The organism is Micromonospora sp. KC723 (genome assembly GCF_004348595.1).
In the GTDB taxonomy this organism is placed as follows: domain Bacteria; phylum Actinomycetota; class Actinomycetes; order Mycobacteriales; family Micromonosporaceae; genus Micromonospora.
The window spans coordinates 15,174-30,856 of sequence record NZ_SMKD01000038.1 but is presented as its reverse complement, the minus strand read 5'-3'; the positions used below and the strand labels follow the sequence as shown (position 1 = coordinate 30,856).

Annotated in this window: 13 protein-coding genes and 1 riboswitch; all 13 genes read left to right on the top strand. The window is 76.7% G+C overall.

The features are described from left to right. Positions 1-31 precede the first annotated feature (31 nt). The gene (locus E1165_RS11545; protein ID WP_132390605.1) at positions 32-928 is read left to right on the top strand and encodes an aldo/keto reductase; all 897 of its coding nucleotides are present in this window, start codon (positions 32-34) and stop codon (positions 926-928) included. An 87-nt stretch (positions 929-1,015) separates the two neighbouring features. After that, on the top strand, positions 1,016-1,351 hold the full coding sequence (locus E1165_RS11540; RefSeq protein ID WP_132390603.1) for a hypothetical protein: 336 nt from the start codon (positions 1,016-1,018) through the stop codon (positions 1,349-1,351). Positions 1,352-1,518: 167 nt separating this feature from the next. Next, a riboswitch (cobalamin riboswitch) is annotated at positions 1,519-1,648 on the top strand. Positions 1,649-1,694: 46 nt separating this feature from the next. Then, positions 1,695-1,841: a hypothetical protein gene (locus E1165_RS28930; RefSeq protein ID WP_165945198.1), complete on the top strand. Its 147-nt coding sequence runs from the start codon at positions 1,695-1,697 to the stop codon at positions 1,839-1,841. Positions 1,842-1,965: 124 nt separating this feature from the next. Beyond that, on the top strand, positions 1,966-5,634 hold the full coding sequence (cobN, locus tag E1165_RS11535; protein WP_132390601.1) for a cobaltochelatase subunit CobN: 3,669 nt from the start codon (positions 1,966-1,968) through the stop codon (positions 5,632-5,634). Continuing rightward, positions 5,631-7,784, top strand: a complete 2,154-nt coding sequence (locus tag E1165_RS11530) for a putative cobaltochelatase (protein ID WP_132390599.1) — start codon at positions 5,631-5,633, stop codon at positions 7,782-7,784. The genes cobN and E1165_RS11530 overlap by 4 nt, the downstream gene beginning before the upstream one ends. Continuing rightward, positions 7,784-8,395 (top strand): cob(I)yrinic acid a,c-diamide adenosyltransferase, encoded by a 612-nt coding sequence (gene cobO, locus E1165_RS11525; RefSeq protein ID WP_132390597.1) that lies wholly within the window; start codon positions 7,784-7,786, stop codon positions 8,393-8,395. The genes E1165_RS11530 and cobO overlap by 1 nt, the downstream gene beginning before the upstream one ends. Beyond that, the gene (locus tag E1165_RS11520) at positions 8,389-9,747 is read left to right on the top strand and encodes a cobyrinate a,c-diamide synthase (protein WP_132390595.1); all 1,359 of its coding nucleotides are present in this window, start codon (positions 8,389-8,391) and stop codon (positions 9,745-9,747) included. The genes cobO and E1165_RS11520 overlap by 7 nt, the downstream gene beginning before the upstream one ends. After that, positions 9,744-10,520 carry a precorrin-2 C(20)-methyltransferase gene (gene cobI / locus E1165_RS11515; protein WP_165945195.1) on the top strand — a complete coding sequence of 259 codons (777 nt, stop codon included), beginning with the start codon at positions 9,744-9,746 and terminating at the stop codon, positions 10,518-10,520. Before E1165_RS11520 ends, cobI begins: the two co-directional genes overlap by 4 nt. Further along, positions 10,517-11,368, top strand: coding sequence for a precorrin-4 C(11)-methyltransferase (gene cobM / locus E1165_RS11510; protein WP_132390591.1), 852 nt, complete (start codon positions 10,517-10,519; stop codon positions 11,366-11,368). Before cobI ends, cobM begins: the two co-directional genes overlap by 4 nt. Further along, entirely contained in the window at positions 11,365-12,516 is a 1,152-nt protein-coding gene (locus tag E1165_RS11505; protein ID WP_132390589.1) for a cobalt-precorrin-5B (C(1))-methyltransferase, read from the top strand. The genes cobM and E1165_RS11505 overlap by 4 nt, the downstream gene beginning before the upstream one ends. Beyond that, a complete protein-coding gene (gene cbiE / locus E1165_RS11500) occupies positions 12,504-13,772 on the top strand; it encodes a precorrin-6y C5,15-methyltransferase (decarboxylating) subunit CbiE (RefSeq protein WP_132390587.1) in 1,269 nt (422 codons plus the stop codon). The genes E1165_RS11505 and cbiE overlap by 13 nt, the downstream gene beginning before the upstream one ends. Then, a complete protein-coding gene (gene cobJ / locus E1165_RS11495; protein WP_371687331.1) occupies positions 13,769-15,466 on the top strand; it encodes a precorrin-3B C(17)-methyltransferase in 1,698 nt (565 codons plus the stop codon). The genes cbiE and cobJ overlap by 4 nt, the downstream gene beginning before the upstream one ends. Next, entirely contained in the window at positions 15,454-15,657 is a 204-nt protein-coding gene (locus E1165_RS11490; protein WP_132390583.1) for a DUF362 domain-containing protein, read from the top strand. Before cobJ ends, E1165_RS11490 begins: the two co-directional genes overlap by 13 nt. The last annotated feature ends 26 nt before the right edge of the window (positions 15,658-15,683 follow it).

Here is a 15,683-nt window from a genome sequence, read left to right as displayed (position 1 = left end):
CGGCGGGCGGCCCGGTGACTACTGTCGCCCGATGCCTGACGAGGAGATCACCGCGACCGCCGCGGGCAGTTGGACCCTGGGCGACGCGACCGTGCGCCGGATGGGTTTCGGCTCCATGCGGATCACTCCGCACCCGGACCCCAGCCGGGCGGTCGCCGTGCTGCGCCGCGGCGTCGCGCTGGGCGTGAACCACATCGACACCGCCGCTTTCTACGTCTCGCCCGGCGGCACCCTCGACGTCGGCACCGGGCCGGTCCGGTACGCCACGGAGCTGATCCGGGCCGCGCTCGCCCCGTACCCGGAGGACCTGGTGATCGCCACCAAGGTCGGCTTCGCGTACGACCCGGCCGACGGCCTGCGCGAGGACGCCTCCCCGGCCGGGCTGCGCGCCCAGGTGGAGGAGAACCTGCGCCGGCTCGGCCGCGACCACCTCGACGTGGTCAACCTGCGGATCGTGCGGCGGCCGGGCCGGGACCGCGTCGCCGAGTCCTTCGGCGCCCTCGCCGCGCTGCGCGAGGCCGGGCTGATCCGGCACCTTGGCCTGTCCAACGTCCGCCTCGACCACCTCGACGAGGCGCAGGCGATCGCCCCGGTGGTCTGCGTGCAGAACACCTACGCCCTCGACAACCGGGGCGACCAGGACGCGCTGCTGCGCGAGTGCGGGGCGCGGCAGGTGGCGTACGTGCCGTTCTTCACCCTGACCGGGACGCGGCGGGAGTCCGGCGCGGTGACCGAGCACGCCGACGCCGTGCGGGCGGTGGCCCGGGCGCACGGGGCGACCCCGCAGCAGGTACGCCTCGCCTGGACCCTGCACCAGGGGCCGCACGTGCTGGTCATCCCCGGCACCGGCGACCCGGCGCACCTGGTGGAGAACGTCGCCGCCGGCGCGTTGCGGCTGACCGACACGGACCTGGCCGCGCTCGGCTGACGCGGTCAGCTCGTTGTCACCGTCCTCGCAGCCTGCTGACAGGTTCGGGTGCTCCACTGGAGGTCAGCCGAGGGAAGGAGCGGGCAGATGGGCTGGTTCAGCCGGCGGTCCCGAACCGTGGAGGGGATCCCGACGAAGCTCGACCGGGAGGGCACCCGGGACGACCTGGCCGCGCTGGAGGCGTTCGTGACCAGCCGGCACGGCGTGGAGTTCTACCTCGAACCGGAGACCGCCGCCACCGACACCACCGTGATGGCGATCGCCCACGACGGTGAGTGGATCCGCCGCCGCACCGGCTCGCCACGGGCGGCGGCGAAGCTGGCGCACCGGCATGCGGTGCCGCTGTACGAGGCGGCGAAGACCGGCTACCCGGAGCGGATGCGCGCCTGGAACCGGGCCCACCCGGAGCGCCGGATGCGCTGAGGGCGACGCGCCAGATTGTGCCCGTCCACGACCGACCCGGTGCCGGCTGGGCAACTCACCGCTGAGCAGCTGACGATCACGGGCTGGATGCGACCACCGCCGGCCGGGTGGCGACGCGTTGACCCGGCGGCGAGGGGTGTGGCAGCATTCGCGGCCTGACGGCAGTGAAGGAAGCCGGTGCGATTCCGGCGCGGTCCCGCCACTGTCACCGGGGAGCGATCCCCCCTCGTGCGCCACGGCCGTGTGTCTGCGGTTGGAAGGCCGGGGGTGAGCGTCGATCCGGGAGCCAGGATACTTCGGCCGTCGGAGTGACCCCAGGGCGTGGACACCCGAGGAGGACCCGATGACGCGCAGCGTCCCCACCGCCAGCGGCTCCCGCCGTACCCGATCCGGGCACGCCGCCGCACCCGCGATCCGCCGCACCGCCACCCCCCGCACCGCCCTCCGGACCGGCCGCCTCCGCGCCGGTCGCCGCACCGCGCACCGCTGACCCGGCCGGCTTGCGCCGGCCGGGTCAGACCCGCGCCCGGCGGGCCCGCCGACCCCGCGCCCATCCCTCGTCATCGCCCGACCGTCCGCGCGGCAGTCCGGGTGTCACTCTCCGGAGCCGCCCCGTGCGCATCCTGCTGCTGTCGACCGCCGACACCGACCTGCTCGCCGCCCGCGCCAGCGGCGCCGACTACCGGTTGGCCAATCCCGCCCGGGTCGGCGTCGACGCCGTGCCCGGGCTGCTCGACGGCGTCGACCTGGCCGTCGTACGGCTGCTCGGCGGCCGTCAGGCGTGGCCGGACGGCCTCGCCGCGGTGCTCGCCTCCGGCGTGCCGACGGTCGTCCTCGGCGGCGAGGCGGTGCCCGACGCCGAGCTGATGGCCACCTCCACGGTGGCTGCCGGGGTGGCCACCGAAGCACTGTCCTACCTGGTCGAAGGGGGTCCGGAGAACCTCGCCCAGCTGGCCCGGTTCCTCTCCGACACGGTCCTGCTCACCGGCGAGGGCTTCGCGCCGCCCGCCGCCACCCCGGCGTACGGGGTGCACGGCGACCGCCAAGTCGAAGCGGACCGGCCCACCGTCGGGATCGTCTTCTACCGGGCACACGCCCTGGCCGGCAACACCGGCTTCGTCGACGTGCTCGCCGACGCGGTCACCGCCGCCGGCGGCAACCCGGTCCCGATCTTCTGCGGCTCGCTGCGCGGACTGGCCCCCGGCACCGGCCCCCTGGACCTCTTCGCCCGCTGCGACGCCCTGGTGGTGACCGTTCTCGCCGCCGGCGGCACGGTCGCCGCCGACGCCTCCGGCGGGGGCGACGAGGACGCCTGGGACGTCGGCGCGCTCGCCGCCCTCGACGTCCCGGTCATCCAGGCGCTCTGCCTCACCAGCACCCGGGAACAGTGGGCCGACAGCGACGCGGGACTGTCCCCGCTGGACGCCGCCATGCAGGTGGCCATCCCCGAGTTCGACGGCCGGATCGTCACCGTGCCGTTCTCGTTCAAGCGGATCGACGCCGACGGGCTGTCGGTCTACGCCGCCGACCCCGAGCGCGCCGCCCGGGTCGCCGGCATCGCGGTGCGGCAGGCCCGGCTGCGGCACGTGCCGAACGCCGACAAGCGGGTCGCGGTGGTGCTCAGCTCGTACCCGACGAAACACTCCCGGGTCGGCAACGCCGTCGGCCTGGACACCCCCGCCTCGGCGGTGCGGTTGCTGGCCGCCCTCGCCGACGCCGGCTACCACCTCGGCGACGCCCCGCCGCCTGTCGACGGGGACGCGCTGATCCACGCGCTGATCGCCGCCGGCGGGCACGACGTGGAGTGGCTCACCCCCGAACAGCTCGCCGCCGCCGAGGCCCGGGTGCCGGGGCAGACCTACCGGCGCTGGTTCGCGCGGGTGCCGGCCGACCTGCGCGAGGCGATCCGGGAACACTGGGGCGAGCCCCCCGGCGAGCTGTACGTCGACGGCGGCGACGTCGTCCTCGCCGGGCTGCGCTTCGGCAACGTGACGCTGCTGATCCAGCCGCCGCGCGGCTTCGGCGAGAACCCCGTCGCCATCTACCACGACCCGGACCTGCCGCCCAGCCACCACTACCTGGCCGCGTACCGGTGGCTGGCCGCCCCGGCCGCCGACGGCGGCTTCGGCGCGGACGCGGTGGTGCACCTCGGCAAGCACGGCACCCTGGAATGGCTGCCCGGCAAGGGCCTCGGGCTCGCCGCAGACTGCGCCCCCGACGCCGTCCTCGGCGACCTGCCGCTGGTCTACCCGTTCATCGTCAACGACCCCGGCGAGGGAACCCAGGCCAAACGCCGCGCCCACGCCGTCGTCGTGGACCACCTCGTCCCACCGATGGCCCGCGCGGAAACCTACGGCGACCTGGCGAAGCTGGAACAGCTCCTCGACGAGTACGCCACCGTGCAGGCCCTCGACCCGGCCAAGGTGCCCACCGTGCAGGCGCAGATCTGGCAGCTCGTCCGGGCCGCCGAACTGCACCACGACCTGCACACCGAGGACATGCCCGACGCCGACGACTTCGACGACTTCGTGCTGCACCTCGACGGCTACCTGTGCGAGGTCAAGGACGTGCAGATCCGCGACGGCCTGCACATCCTCGCCGAGGCCCCCGCCGGGGAGGCCAGGGTGAACCTGGTCCTCGCCGTGCTGCGCGCCCCGCAGGTCTGGGGCGGCGTGCGCGCCCTGCCCGGCCTGCGGCAGGCCCTCGCCGCCGCGTACGGTTTCGACGAGCAGGCGTTGCTCGCCGCGCCGGGGCAACGGGTCGTCGTGCCGGCGGCGCTGACCAAGGTGGTGGACGGGCCGGCCGTCACCGCAGCCGACGCCGTCGACCTGATCGAGGGACTGGCCCGCCGGCTCGTCGTCGGCATGGAGACCCTCGGCTGGGACGCCACCACGGTGGACGCCGTCGTCGACGAGGTCACCGGACGGTCGATCCCCGACGCCGCCGAGGTGCTGCGCTTCGCCGCCCGCGAGGTGGTGCCCCGGCTGGACCGCACCACCGACGAGATCGACCGGCTGATCGGCGCGCTCGACGGGCGGTTCGTGCCGCCCGGCCCGTCCGGCTCACCCACCCGGGGCCTGGTCAACGTCCTGCCCACCGGACGCAACTTCTACTCCGTCGACCCGAAGGCCATCCCCAGCCGCAACGCCTGGGACGTCGGCGTGGCCCTCGCGGACTCGCTGCTGGCCCGGCACCTCGCCGACACCGGAACGTACCCGCGCTCGGTCGGGCTCACCGTCTGGGGCACCAGCGCCATGCGGACCCAGGGAGACGACATCGCCGAGGTCCTCGCCCTGCTCGGGTGCCGGCCGGTCTGGGACGACCGGTCCCGCCGGGTCACCGGTGTGGAGGTGGTGCCCCTGGCCGAGCTGGGCCGCCCCCGCGTCGACGTCACCGTGCGCATCTCCGGTTTCTTCCGGGACGCCTTCCCGCACGTCGTCGCGCTCATCGACGACGCGGTACGGCGGGTCGCCGCCCTCGACGAGCCGGACACCGACAACCACGTCCGCGCCCACGTCGCCGCCGACCTCGCCGAGCACGGTGACGAACGGCGGGCCACCGCCCGGATCTTCGGCTCCAAACCCGGCGCGTACGGGGCGGGGCTGCTGCCACTGATCGACGCCCGCAACTGGCGCACCGACGCCGACCTCGCCGAGGTGTACGCCGTCTGGGGCGGCTACGCGTACGGCCGGGGACTCGACGGCCGGGAGGCGCGCGCCGACATGGAACGCTCCTTCGCCCGGATCGCCGTGGCGGTGAAGAACCAGGACACCCGCGAGCACGACATCGTCGACTCCGACGACTACTTCCAGTACCACGGCGGGATGGTCGCGATGGTCCGCCACCTCACCGGCGCGGCCCCGGCCGCGTACGTGGGGGACTCGGCGATGCCGCACGACGTGCGGACCCGCACCCTCGGCGAGGAGACCCGGCGGGTGTTCCGGGCCCGGGTGGTCAACCCGCGCTGGATCGCCGCCATGCGCCGGCACGGCTACAAGGGCGCCTTCGAGCTGGCCGCCACCGTGGACTACCTGTTCGGCTACGACGCCACCGCCGGTGTCGTCGACGACTGGATGTACGAGCAGCTGACCGCCGCGTACGTCTTCGACGAGGAGAACCGGGAGTTCCTTCAGCGGTCCAACCCGTGGGCGTTGCGCGGCATCACCGAACGCCTGCTGGAGGCCGCCGACCGGGGACTGTGGGCCGCGCCCGACCCGGCCACCCTGGACCGGCTCCGCGAGACGTACCTGGCCAGCGAGGGCGACCTGGAGGATCGGGCATGAGCTATCCGTTCTCGGCGGTGCTCGGCATGGACGACATGCGTCTGGCGCTGCTGCTCAACGCGGTCAGCCCGGCCATCGGCGGGGTGCTGGTGCGGGGCGAGAAGGGCACCGCCAAGTCCACCGCCGTCCGCGCCCTGGCGGCGCTGCTGCCGCCGGTGGACGCGCTGGCCGGCTGCCGCTTCGGCTGCGACCCGGCCGTACCCGACCCCGGCTGCCCGGACGGGCCCCATCCGGCCGCCGCGCCGGCCGAGCGCCGTCCGGCCCGCCTGGTCGAGCTGCCCGTCGGCGCCGCCGAGGACCGGGTGGTCGGCTCGCTCGACCTGGAGAAGGCCCTCGCCGAGGGGGTACGCGCCTTCGACCCGGGCCTGCTCGCCGCCGCCCACCGGGGTGTGCTCTACGTCGACGAGGTGAACCTGCTCCACGACCACCTGGTCGACCTGCTCCTCGACGCCGCCGCGATGGGTCGCTGCCACGTCGAGCGGGAAGGCGTCTCGGTCAGCCACGCCGCGCGGTTCCTGCTGGTCGGCACGATGAACCCGGAGGAGGGGGAGCTGCGCCCCCAGCTGCTCGACCGGTTCGGGTTGACCGTCGAGGTGGCCGCCAGCCGCGACCCGGCGGTCCGCGTGGAGGTGGTCCGCCGCCGGCTCGCCGCCGACGCCGACCCGGCCGGGTTCGCCGCCCGGTGGGCCGACGCCGACGCGGAGGTGGCCCGCCGGGTCGCCGCCGCCCGGCATCGGCTGGACCGGGTGGTGCTGCCCGACGCGGCCCTGCGGCAGATCGCCGAGGTGTGCGCGGCGTTCGACGTCGACGGGATGCGCGCCGACATCGTCACCGCCCGAGCGGCCGTAGCGCACGCCGCGTGGCAGGGCCGGGAGCGGGTGACCGCCGAGGACGTGCGGGTCGCCGCCCGGCTGGCCCTACCGCACCGCCGCCGCCGCGACCCGTTCGACAGCCCCGGCCTGGACGACAAGCGCCTCGACGAGGCGTTGGAGCGGGCCCGGGAGGAGCACCCCGACGACCCGGACGACGGTGGCCCCGGCGGTGGTCCCGGCTCGGCAGGCGATCCCGGCCCGGACAGCGACGGTGGCCCCGACGGCGGCTCCGGCCCGGACAGCGGCTCCGGCTCCGGTGACCCCGCCGGCCCGGAACCGGACGGTGGTGCCGACGAGCCGGACCGCGGCGGGCAGGGCCGTGCGGGCGGAACCGGCGCGGGCGACACCCCCGAAACCGACGTTCCCCTCCCCGGCGACGAGGCGGCGACGGCGCAGCCGGCGGCCGTACCCGACCAGGGGCTGAAGGCCCGGCTGTTCACCGCCCCCGGCATCGGCGACGGGGTGCCCGGCCGGCGCTCACGGGCGCGGACCGGGCGGGGCCGGACCACCGGCGCCCGGACGCCCGCCGGGCGGCCCGGCGTGCTGCACCTGCCCGCCACCCTGCGGGCCGCCGCCCCGCACCAGAACGGGCGGGGCCGGCGCGGGGGACCGCTCGTGCTGCGCCCGGCCGACCTGCGGGAGGCGGTCCGCGAGGGACGCGAGGGCAACCTGGTGCTCTTCGTGGTCGACGCCAGCGGGTCGATGGGCGCGCGACAGCGGATGGCGGCGGTCAAGGGAGCGGTGCTCGCCCTGCTCACCGACGCCTACCAGCGCCGGGACAAGGTCGCCGTGGTCGCCTTCCGGGGCGTCGCCGCGCAGACCGTGCTGCCCGCCACCTCCTCCGTGCTGGCCGCCTCGACGCGGCTGGCGGAACTGCCCACCGGGGGGCGTACCCCGCTCGCGGAGGGGCTGCTCGCGGCGGCCGACCTGCTGCGCCTGGAGCGGCTGCGCGACCCCAGACGCCGTCCCCTGGTGCTGGTCGTCACCGACGGCCGGGCCACCGCCGGGCCGCGTCCGCTGGACCGGGCCGCCCGCGCGGCGGCGGTGCTCGCCGCGACCGGCGCCCCCTGCGTCGTCGTGGACTGCGAGACCGGCCCGGTCCGCCTCGACCTGGCCCGCCGGCTCGCCGCCCAGCTCGGCGCGGGCCACCACCGGCTCGCCGAGGTCGCCACCGCCCCGCTGGCCGCCCTGGCCGGCGCGCGCCCCTCGTACGGCCCGAACTCCAGCCGCGGTGACACCCCGCATCCGTCCGTCACGACCACCAGGAGCGTTGCCTGATGCCGCAGGGAAAGCCCTCGCACGTGCCCGCCGACGGACTGACCACCCGGCAGCGACGCAACCGGCCGCTCACCATCGTCCACACCGGAGTGATGAAGGGAAAGTCGACCGCGGCCTTCGGGCTGGCGCTGCGCGCCTGGACCGCCGGGCTGCCGATCGGGGTGTTCCAGTTCGTCAAGAGCGCCAAGTGGCGGGTCGGCGAGGAGGCCGCCTTCCGGGCCCTCGGCGAGGTGCACGAGCGCACCGGCCAGGGTGCCCCGGTGGCCTGGCACAAGATGGGCGAGGGCTGGTCCTGGATCCAGCGCGGCGGCGAGACCGACCACGCCGCCGACGCGCTGGAGGGCTGGCGGCAGATCCAGCGCGACCTCGCCGCGCAACGCTACGGCCTGTACGTGCTCGACGAGTTCACCTACCCGATCAAGTGGGGCTGGGTCGACGTCGGTGAGGTGGTGACGACCCTGACCGAACGGCCCGGCTTCCAGCACGTGGTGATCACCGGCCGGGACGCCGACCCCCGACTGGTCGAGGCCGCCGACCTGGTCGCCGAGCTGACCAAGGTCAAGCACCCGATGGACGCCGGCCAGAAGGGCCAGAAGGGGATCGAGTGGTGACCGCCCCCTGGCCGCTGCCCCGGCTGGTCGTCGCCGCGCCGGCCAGCGGGCACGGCAAGACCACCGTGGCCACCGGACTGCTCGCCGCGCTGCGCCGCCGTGGCCTGACCGTCAGCCCGCACAAGGTCGGTCCCGACTACATCGACCCCGGCTACCACGCGCTCGCCGCCGGCCGGCCCGGACGCAACCTCGACCCGTGGCTGGTCGGCGAGGACCGCGTCGCGCCCCTGCTGCGGCACGGCGCGGCCGTCCCCACCCCCGCCGACGTGGCCGTGGTCGAGGGCGTGATGGGGCTGCACGACGGCGCGGTCGGGCGCGGCGCGTACGCCTCCACCGCGCACGTCGCCCGGCTCATCGACGCGCCGGTGCTGCTGGTGTTGGACACCACCGCGCAGGGCCGTTCCGCCGCCGCGCTGGTGCTCGGCATGCGGGCCTTCGACCCGCGGGTGCGCGTCGGCGGGGTGATCCTCAACCGGGTCGGCTCGCCCCGGCACGAGCGGCTGCTGCGCGACGCGCTCGCCGAGGTGGGCGTACCGGTGCTCGGGGCGGTCACCCGGGCGGCCGAGGTGGCCGCGCCCGCCCGCCACCTCGGGCTGGTGCCGGTCGCCGAACGGGCACCGGAGTCGGTGGCCGTGGTCGACGCGCTGGCCGCACTGGTCGAGTCCACCGTCGACCTCGACGCCGTGCTCGACCTGGCCCGTACCGCCTCGCCGCTGACCGTTCCCGCCTGGGATCCGGCCGACGCCGTCGGCGGCCCGGCCGGCGCGGGCCGCCCGGTCGTCGCCGTCGCCGGCGGGCCGGCCTTCACCTTCTCGTACGCCGAGACGGCCGAGCTGCTCGCCGCCGCCGGCGCCGCCGTCGTCACCGTCGACCCGCTGCGTGACCCCGCCCTGCCGGCCGGCACCCGGGCGGTGGTCGTCGGTGGCGGCTTTCCCGAGGTGCACGCCGAGGCCCTCGCGGCCAACACCGGGCTCCGCGCCGACCTGGCCGGCTTCGACGGGCCGATCGTCGCCGAGTGCGCCGGACTGCTCTACCTGGGCCAAACCCTCGACGGCGTGCCGATGTGCGGGCGGCTGCCGCACACCGCCCGGATGACCGGGCGGCTCACTATCGGCTACCGCGACGCCGTCGCCGCCGCCGACTCCCCGGTCCACCGCGCCGGCGAGCCGGTACGCGGCCACGAGTTCCACCGCACCGTCACCGACCCGGCGCACGGCGACCGGCCGGCATGGCGCTGGAACGACACCGCGCACGGTTTCGTCACCGGCCGGGTGCACGCCTCCTACCTGCACACCCACTGGGCCGGCCGACCACTGGCCGCCCGCCGTCTGGTCGAGGCGGCGAGCCGGTGAACGCCCCGGAGCTCGACACGGGCCCGGCCGCCCTGCTGACCGGGGTCGGCGTCGGACCGGGCGAGGCGGACCTGCTCACCCTGCGGGCGGTGCGGGTGCTGCGCGAGGCCGACCTGGTGGTCGTACCGGTGCTGGACCGGCGGTCAGCGGACGGCGACGCGCCGGCGGGCCGAGCGGAGGCCACCGTGCGCGGGTACGTCCCGTCAGACCGGTTGCGCCGGCTGCCGTTCGCCCTCGACGACACCGGCGGGGTCACCGCCCGCCGGGAGGCCGCCTGGGACGCCGCCGCGGCGGCCGTGGTCGCCGCCTTCGACGACGGCGCCCGGTCGGTCGCCTTCGCCACCATCGGCGACCCGAACGTCTACTCCACCTTCGGTTACCTGGCACAGAGCGTGCGTGCCCTGCGCCCGGCGGTCGAGGTGCGCGCCGTGCCCGGGATCACCGCCATGCAGGACCTCGCCGCCCGCAGCGGCGTGCCGCTGTGCGAGGGCCGGGAGCCGCTCACCCTGCTGCCGGCCACCGCCGGGCCGGCACTGGTCGACGACGCCCTCGCCGGCCCCGGCACCGTCGTGGTCTACAAGGGCTGGCGCCGCCACCCGGAGTTGGTCGACGCGCTGCGCCGCCACGGCCGGCTGACCGACGCGGTGCTCGGCCGCAGCCTCGGCCTGCCCGACGAGCGGATCGGCACGGTCGACGACGCCGACGACGACCTGCCATACCTGTCGACGCTGCTGGTGCCCGCCCGCCGGGACCGGCGGGGAGGAAAGCTGTGACCAACGGAAAGGTGTGGTTCGTCGGGGCCGGCCCCGGCGCCGCCGACCTGCTCACCCTGCGCGCCGCCCGGGTGATCGCCGAGGCGGACGTGGTCGTCTGGGCGGCCAGCCTGGTGCACGCCGACGTGCTCGCCCACGCCCGCCCCGACGCCGAGATCGTCGACTCCTCCCAGCTGCCCATCGAGGGGGTGCTGCCGCTGTACCGGCGGGCCGCCGCCGACGGGCTGACCGTGGCGCGGATCCACTCCGGTGACCCGGCGCTGTGGGGCGCGGTCCAGGAGCAGCTCGACCTGTGCCGGGCCCTCGACCTGGCCGTGGAGGTGGTTCCCGGGGTCTCCTCGTTCACCGCCGTGGCCGCGATCGTCGGCCGCGAGCTGACCATCCCCGAGGTGGCCCAGTCGGTCATCCTCACCCGGCTCGAGGGCGGCAAGACGCCGATGCCGGCGGGGGAACGGGTCCGCGAGTTCGCCCGGCACGGCACCACCATGGCGCTCTTCCTCTCCGCCGCCCGCTCCGGGCAGGCGCAGGCCGAACTGCTCGCCGGCGGCTACCCGCCGGACACCCCGGTCGTGGTGGCCTACCAGGCGACCTGGCCCGACGAGCTGGTGGTCCGCTGCGCCCTCGGCGAGCTGGAGGCCACGGTCAAGGAACACAAACTGTGGAAGCACACCCTGTTCCTGGTCGGTCCGGCGCTCGCCGCCGCCGGCACCCGCTCGCACCTCTACCATCCCGGGCACTTCCACACCTACCGCCGGGCCGAGCCGGCCGCCCGGGCCGAACTGCGCCGCGCCCGGACCGCCGGTGTCGACGCCGGCGGGACAGCCGGCGGGGACGGGCCGCCCCGATGACGTACGCCGAGCCGCCGCTGCGGGAACCGGACCTGCCGCGCACCGCGAAGGTCCGACCCGCCGCCCTGCGTACCGGCTGGACCACCGGGGCCTGCGCGACGGCGGCGGCGAAGGCGGCGGTGACCGCCCTGGTCACCGGGACACCACCGGGGGAGGTGGAGATCGGGCTGCCCGCCGGACGGCGGGTCACCTTCCCCGTCGCCCGCTGCGACCTCACCCCGCCGCCCGAGGCGCGGGCCGAGGCGGTGGTGGTCAAGGACGCCGGGGACGACCCGGACGTCACCCACGGCGCGCACCTGACCGCGACCGTCGGTTGGGACGCCGAGCCGGGCCTGCGCCTCGACGGCGGCCCCGGCGTCGGCACGGTCACCAAACCCGGGCTCGGCCTGGCCGTCGGCGGGCCGGCCATCAACGACACCCCGCGCCGCATGATCGGCGAGGCCGTCGCCGAGGTGGTCGACCTGACCGAGGTGGGGGTACGCGTGGTGATCAGCGTGCCGGGCGGTGAGGTGATGGCCCGCAAGACCACCAACCGGCGGCTCGGCATCCTCGGCGGCATCTCCATCCTCGGTACCACCGGCGTCGTCCGTCCCTTCTCCACCGCCTCGTGGCGGGCCAGCGTGGTGCAGGCGGTGCAGGTGATGGCCGCGCAGGGGGAGCGGACCGTGGTGCTGTGCACCGGCGGGCGTACCGAACGGGCCGCCCGGGCGCTGCTGCCGGAGCTGCCCGAGGTGTGCTTCGTCGAGGTCGGCGACTTCACCGGCGCGGCGGTCACCGCCGCCGTCACCGACGGCATGACCTCGGTGGTCTTCGTCGGGATGGCCGGCAAGCTGGCCAAGCTGGCCGCCGGGATCCTGATGACCCACTACACCCGGTCCAAGGTGGACCTGTCGCTGCTCGGCGCGGTCACCGCCGAGGCGGGCGGGGACGCCGGCCTCGTCGCGGCCGTCGCGGCGGCGAACACCGGACGGCACGCGTACGAGCTGTGGGAGGCCGCCGGGCTGCTCGGTCCCGCCGGGGACCTGCTCTGCCACCGGGTACGCCAGGTGCTGCTCCGCTTCGCCGGGCACGGTGTCGCCGTCGACGTGGCGATGGTGGACTTCGCCGGCTCCCGGGTGGTCGCCTCCTCCGGGCGGTGGGTGGCGTGAGCCTCCCGTGGTCCCCGGCCGCCGCCGGCGAGCCGCTGGTCAGCGTGGTCGGCGTCGACGCCGGGGGAGCCCCGCCGCATCCGGCCGTCGCGCCGCTGCTCGCCGGGGCCCGGCTGGTCGTCGGGGCGGCCCGGCACCTCGCCGCCGTGACCGTGCCGGTCGGCGCGGCGACCGTCGTGCTCGGGCCACTGGCCCCCGCCCTCGACCGGCTTGTCGCCGCCGTCGCCGCCGGCGCGCCGGCCGTCGTCCTGGCCAGCGGCGACCCCGGGTTCTTCGGCATCGTCCGCCGGCTGCGCGCCACCGGGCTGCCGGTGCGGGTGCTGCCCGCCGTCTCCAGCGTCGCGGCGGCCTTCGCCCGCGCCGGCCTGGACTGGGACGGCGCGGCCGTAATCACCGCGCACGGGCGGGACCTGCGGCCGGCGCTGAACGCCTGCCGGGCGCTGCCCGCCGTCGCGGTGCTCACCGCCCCGGGGGCCGGGGCCGCCGAGATCGGCGCGGGACTGGCCGGCTGGCCCCGGCACCTCGTCGTCGCCGAGCACCTCGGCACCGACGCGGAGCGGGTCACCCGGACCACCGCCGAGGCGGCGGCCGAACGGACCTGGGCCGACCCGCACGTCCTGCTCAGCCTGGCCCCGACCGCCGAGGCCGGCGGGAAGCTCCGGTCCGGCGTCGGGCCGATGCGGACCGACAACCAGCCGGCCGCCGCGCCCGCCGGCGGCTGGGCGCTGCCCGAGTCCGCGTACGCCCACCGCGACTCCATGATCACCAAGGCGGAGGTGCGGGCTCTCGTGGTCGCCCGGCTCCGTCCCCGCATCGGCCGGCTCGTCTGGGACGTCGGCGCGGGCAGCGGCTCGGTCGGCATCGAGTGCGCGTTGCTCGGCGCGGCGGTCGTCGCCGTCGACCGGGACCCGGCCGCGCCGGTCGCCGCCAATGCCGTCCGGCACGGCGTACACCTGCGGGTGGTGACCGGCGACGCCCCGGCGGCCCTGCGCGGACTGCCCGATCCGGACGCCGTGTTCGTCGGCGGGGGCGGCACCGACGTGCTCGACGCGGTGGCCGCCCGCCGGCCCGGCCGGGTGGTCGTCACCCTCGCCGCCCTGGACCGGGTCGCCCCCGCCGTCCACCTGCTGCGCGCCGCCGGCTACGCCGTCTCCGGCAGCCAGCTCGCCGCCGCCCGCCTGGCCGACCTGCCCGGCGGTTCCGTCCGACTCGCGGCCACCAACCCGGTGGTCGTCCTCACCGGGGAGTGCCCGTGACCAGCCCTGCCACCCGCCACGTCGGACTCGTCGCGGCCACCGCCGCCGGCCGCCGGCACGCCCGGGTCCTCGCCGACGCCTGGCCGCACGCGCGGCTCGTCGACGCCGACAGCGCCGCCGACGCGCTGCGTGCCGCCTGGGCCGAGTGCGACGCGGTGGTGGCGTTCCTGGCCACCGGGGCGGTGGTGCGGGTCCTCGCGCCGCTGCTCGGCGACAAACGCACCGACCCGGGCGTGGTGGTCGTCGACGAGGCGGCCCGGCACGCCGTCGCCCTGCTCGGCGGGCACGGCGGCGGCGCCAACACGCTCGCCGCCGAGGTGGCCGCGCTGCTCGACGCCCAGCCGGTGGTCACCACCGCCACCGACGCGGTCGGCCTTCCCGGGCTGGACACCCTGGGCTGGCCGGTCGAGGGGGCGGTCGCCGCGGTGTCCCGGGCGATCCTCGACGGCGCGCCGGTCCGGCTGGTCGCCGACGCCACCTGGCCGCTGCCCGCCCTGCCGCCGAACGTCCACCCCGACGCCCCCGCCGACGCCCACCGGCTGCTGGTCACCGACCGGGTCGTGCCGCCGGACGGGCGGACCGCCGTGCTGCGGCCCCCGTCCCTGGTCGCCGGGATCGGCTCCAGCCGTGGCGTCCCCACCGCCGAGGTGACCGACCTGCTGCGCCGGGTGCTCGCCGCCGCCGGTCTCTCCCCGGCCAGCCTGCGCTGCCTGGCCACCGTGGACCTCAAGGCCGACGAGGCGGGCATCGTGGCGACCGCCGACGCGTTCGGCGTACCCCTGGTGACCCGGCCGGCGGCGCAGCTGGCGGCGGTCGACGTGCCGCACCCCAGCGAGGTGGTCCGCGCCGCCGTCGGCACCCCCAGCGTCGCGGAGGCCGCGGCGCTCGCCGGCGGCGGAACCCTGCTGGTGCCGAAGACCGCCTCGGCGATGGCCACCGTGGCGGTGGCCCGGCAGGTCCCGCGCGGCCGGCTGGCCGTCGTCGGTCTCGGCCCGGGCGCGGTCGACCTGCGCACTCCCCGCGCGGTCGCCGAACTGCGCGGGGCCGCCGTGGTCGTCGGCCTCGACCAGTACGTCGACCAGGTCCGCGACCTGCTCCGCCCGGGTACCCGGGTGCTGGTCAGCGGGCTCGGCGCGGAGGAGGAACGGGCCCGGGCCGCCGTCGTCGAGGCCACCGCCGGACACGCCGTCGCGCTGGTCGGCTCCGGCGACGCCGGCGTGTACGCGATGGCCAGCCCCGCCCTGGAGCACGCCGACGAACGCATCGACGTGGTGGGCGTGCCCGGGGTCACCGCCGGGCTGGCCGCCTCGGCGCTGCTCGGCGCCCCGCTCGGGCACGACCACGTGTACCTGAGCCTGTCCGACCTGCACACCCCGTGGGAGGTCATCGCCCGGCGGATCACCGCCGCCGCCGAGGGGGACCTGGTGGCGCTGCTGTACAACCCGCGCAGCCGGGCCCGGGACTGGCAGCTCGGCGCGGCCCTGAAGACCTTCGCCGCGTACCGCGCGCCGGACACCCCGGTCGGGGTGGTGCGCAACGCCAGCCGCGACGGCGAACGGGTGCACCTGGCCACCCTGGCCACCGTCGACCCGGCGACGGTCGACATGTACAGCGTGGTGGTGGTCGGCAGCTCGCAGACCCGGATGGTCGGCGGGCGGATGGTGACCCCGCGCGGCTACCGGTGGCGGTCGTGACCGCGCCGGTGACCGTCGACGCCTGCCAGGGCTGCGGCGCGTGCCTGCTCACCTGCCCGACGCACGCGATCCTGCCCACTGCCGGTGGGTTGACCGTCCGCGCCGACCGGTGCACCGGCTGCCTGGAGTGCCTGGAGATCTGCCCGGTGGACGCCATCCGCGCCACCCCCGACCCGCGAGGAGACCGATGACCTCGACCCCGACCGCTGTGCCCCGG

What these genes read in the sequence shown, in the direction of transcription:
- E1165_RS28930 (WP_165945198.1), top strand. Translation starts at nt 1,695, where the DNA reads ATGACGCGCAGCGTCCCCACCGCCAGCGGCTCCCGCCGTACCCGATCC.
- E1165_RS11530 (WP_132390599.1), top strand. Translation starts at nt 5,631, where the DNA reads ATGAGCTATCCGTTCTCGGCGGTGCTCGGCATGGACGACATGCGTCTG.
- E1165_RS11505 (WP_132390589.1), top strand. Translation starts at nt 11,365, where the DNA reads ATGACGTACGCCGAGCCGCCGCTGCGGGAACCGGACCTGCCGCGCACC.
- E1165_RS11545 (WP_132390605.1), top strand. Translation starts at nt 32, where the DNA reads ATGCCTGACGAGGAGATCACCGCGACCGCCGCGGGCAGTTGGACCCTG.
- E1165_RS11540 (WP_132390603.1), top strand. Translation starts at nt 1,016, where the DNA reads ATGGGCTGGTTCAGCCGGCGGTCCCGAACCGTGGAGGGGATCCCGACG.
- cobO (WP_132390597.1), top strand. Translation starts at nt 7,784, where the DNA reads ATGCCGCAGGGAAAGCCCTCGCACGTGCCCGCCGACGGACTGACCACC.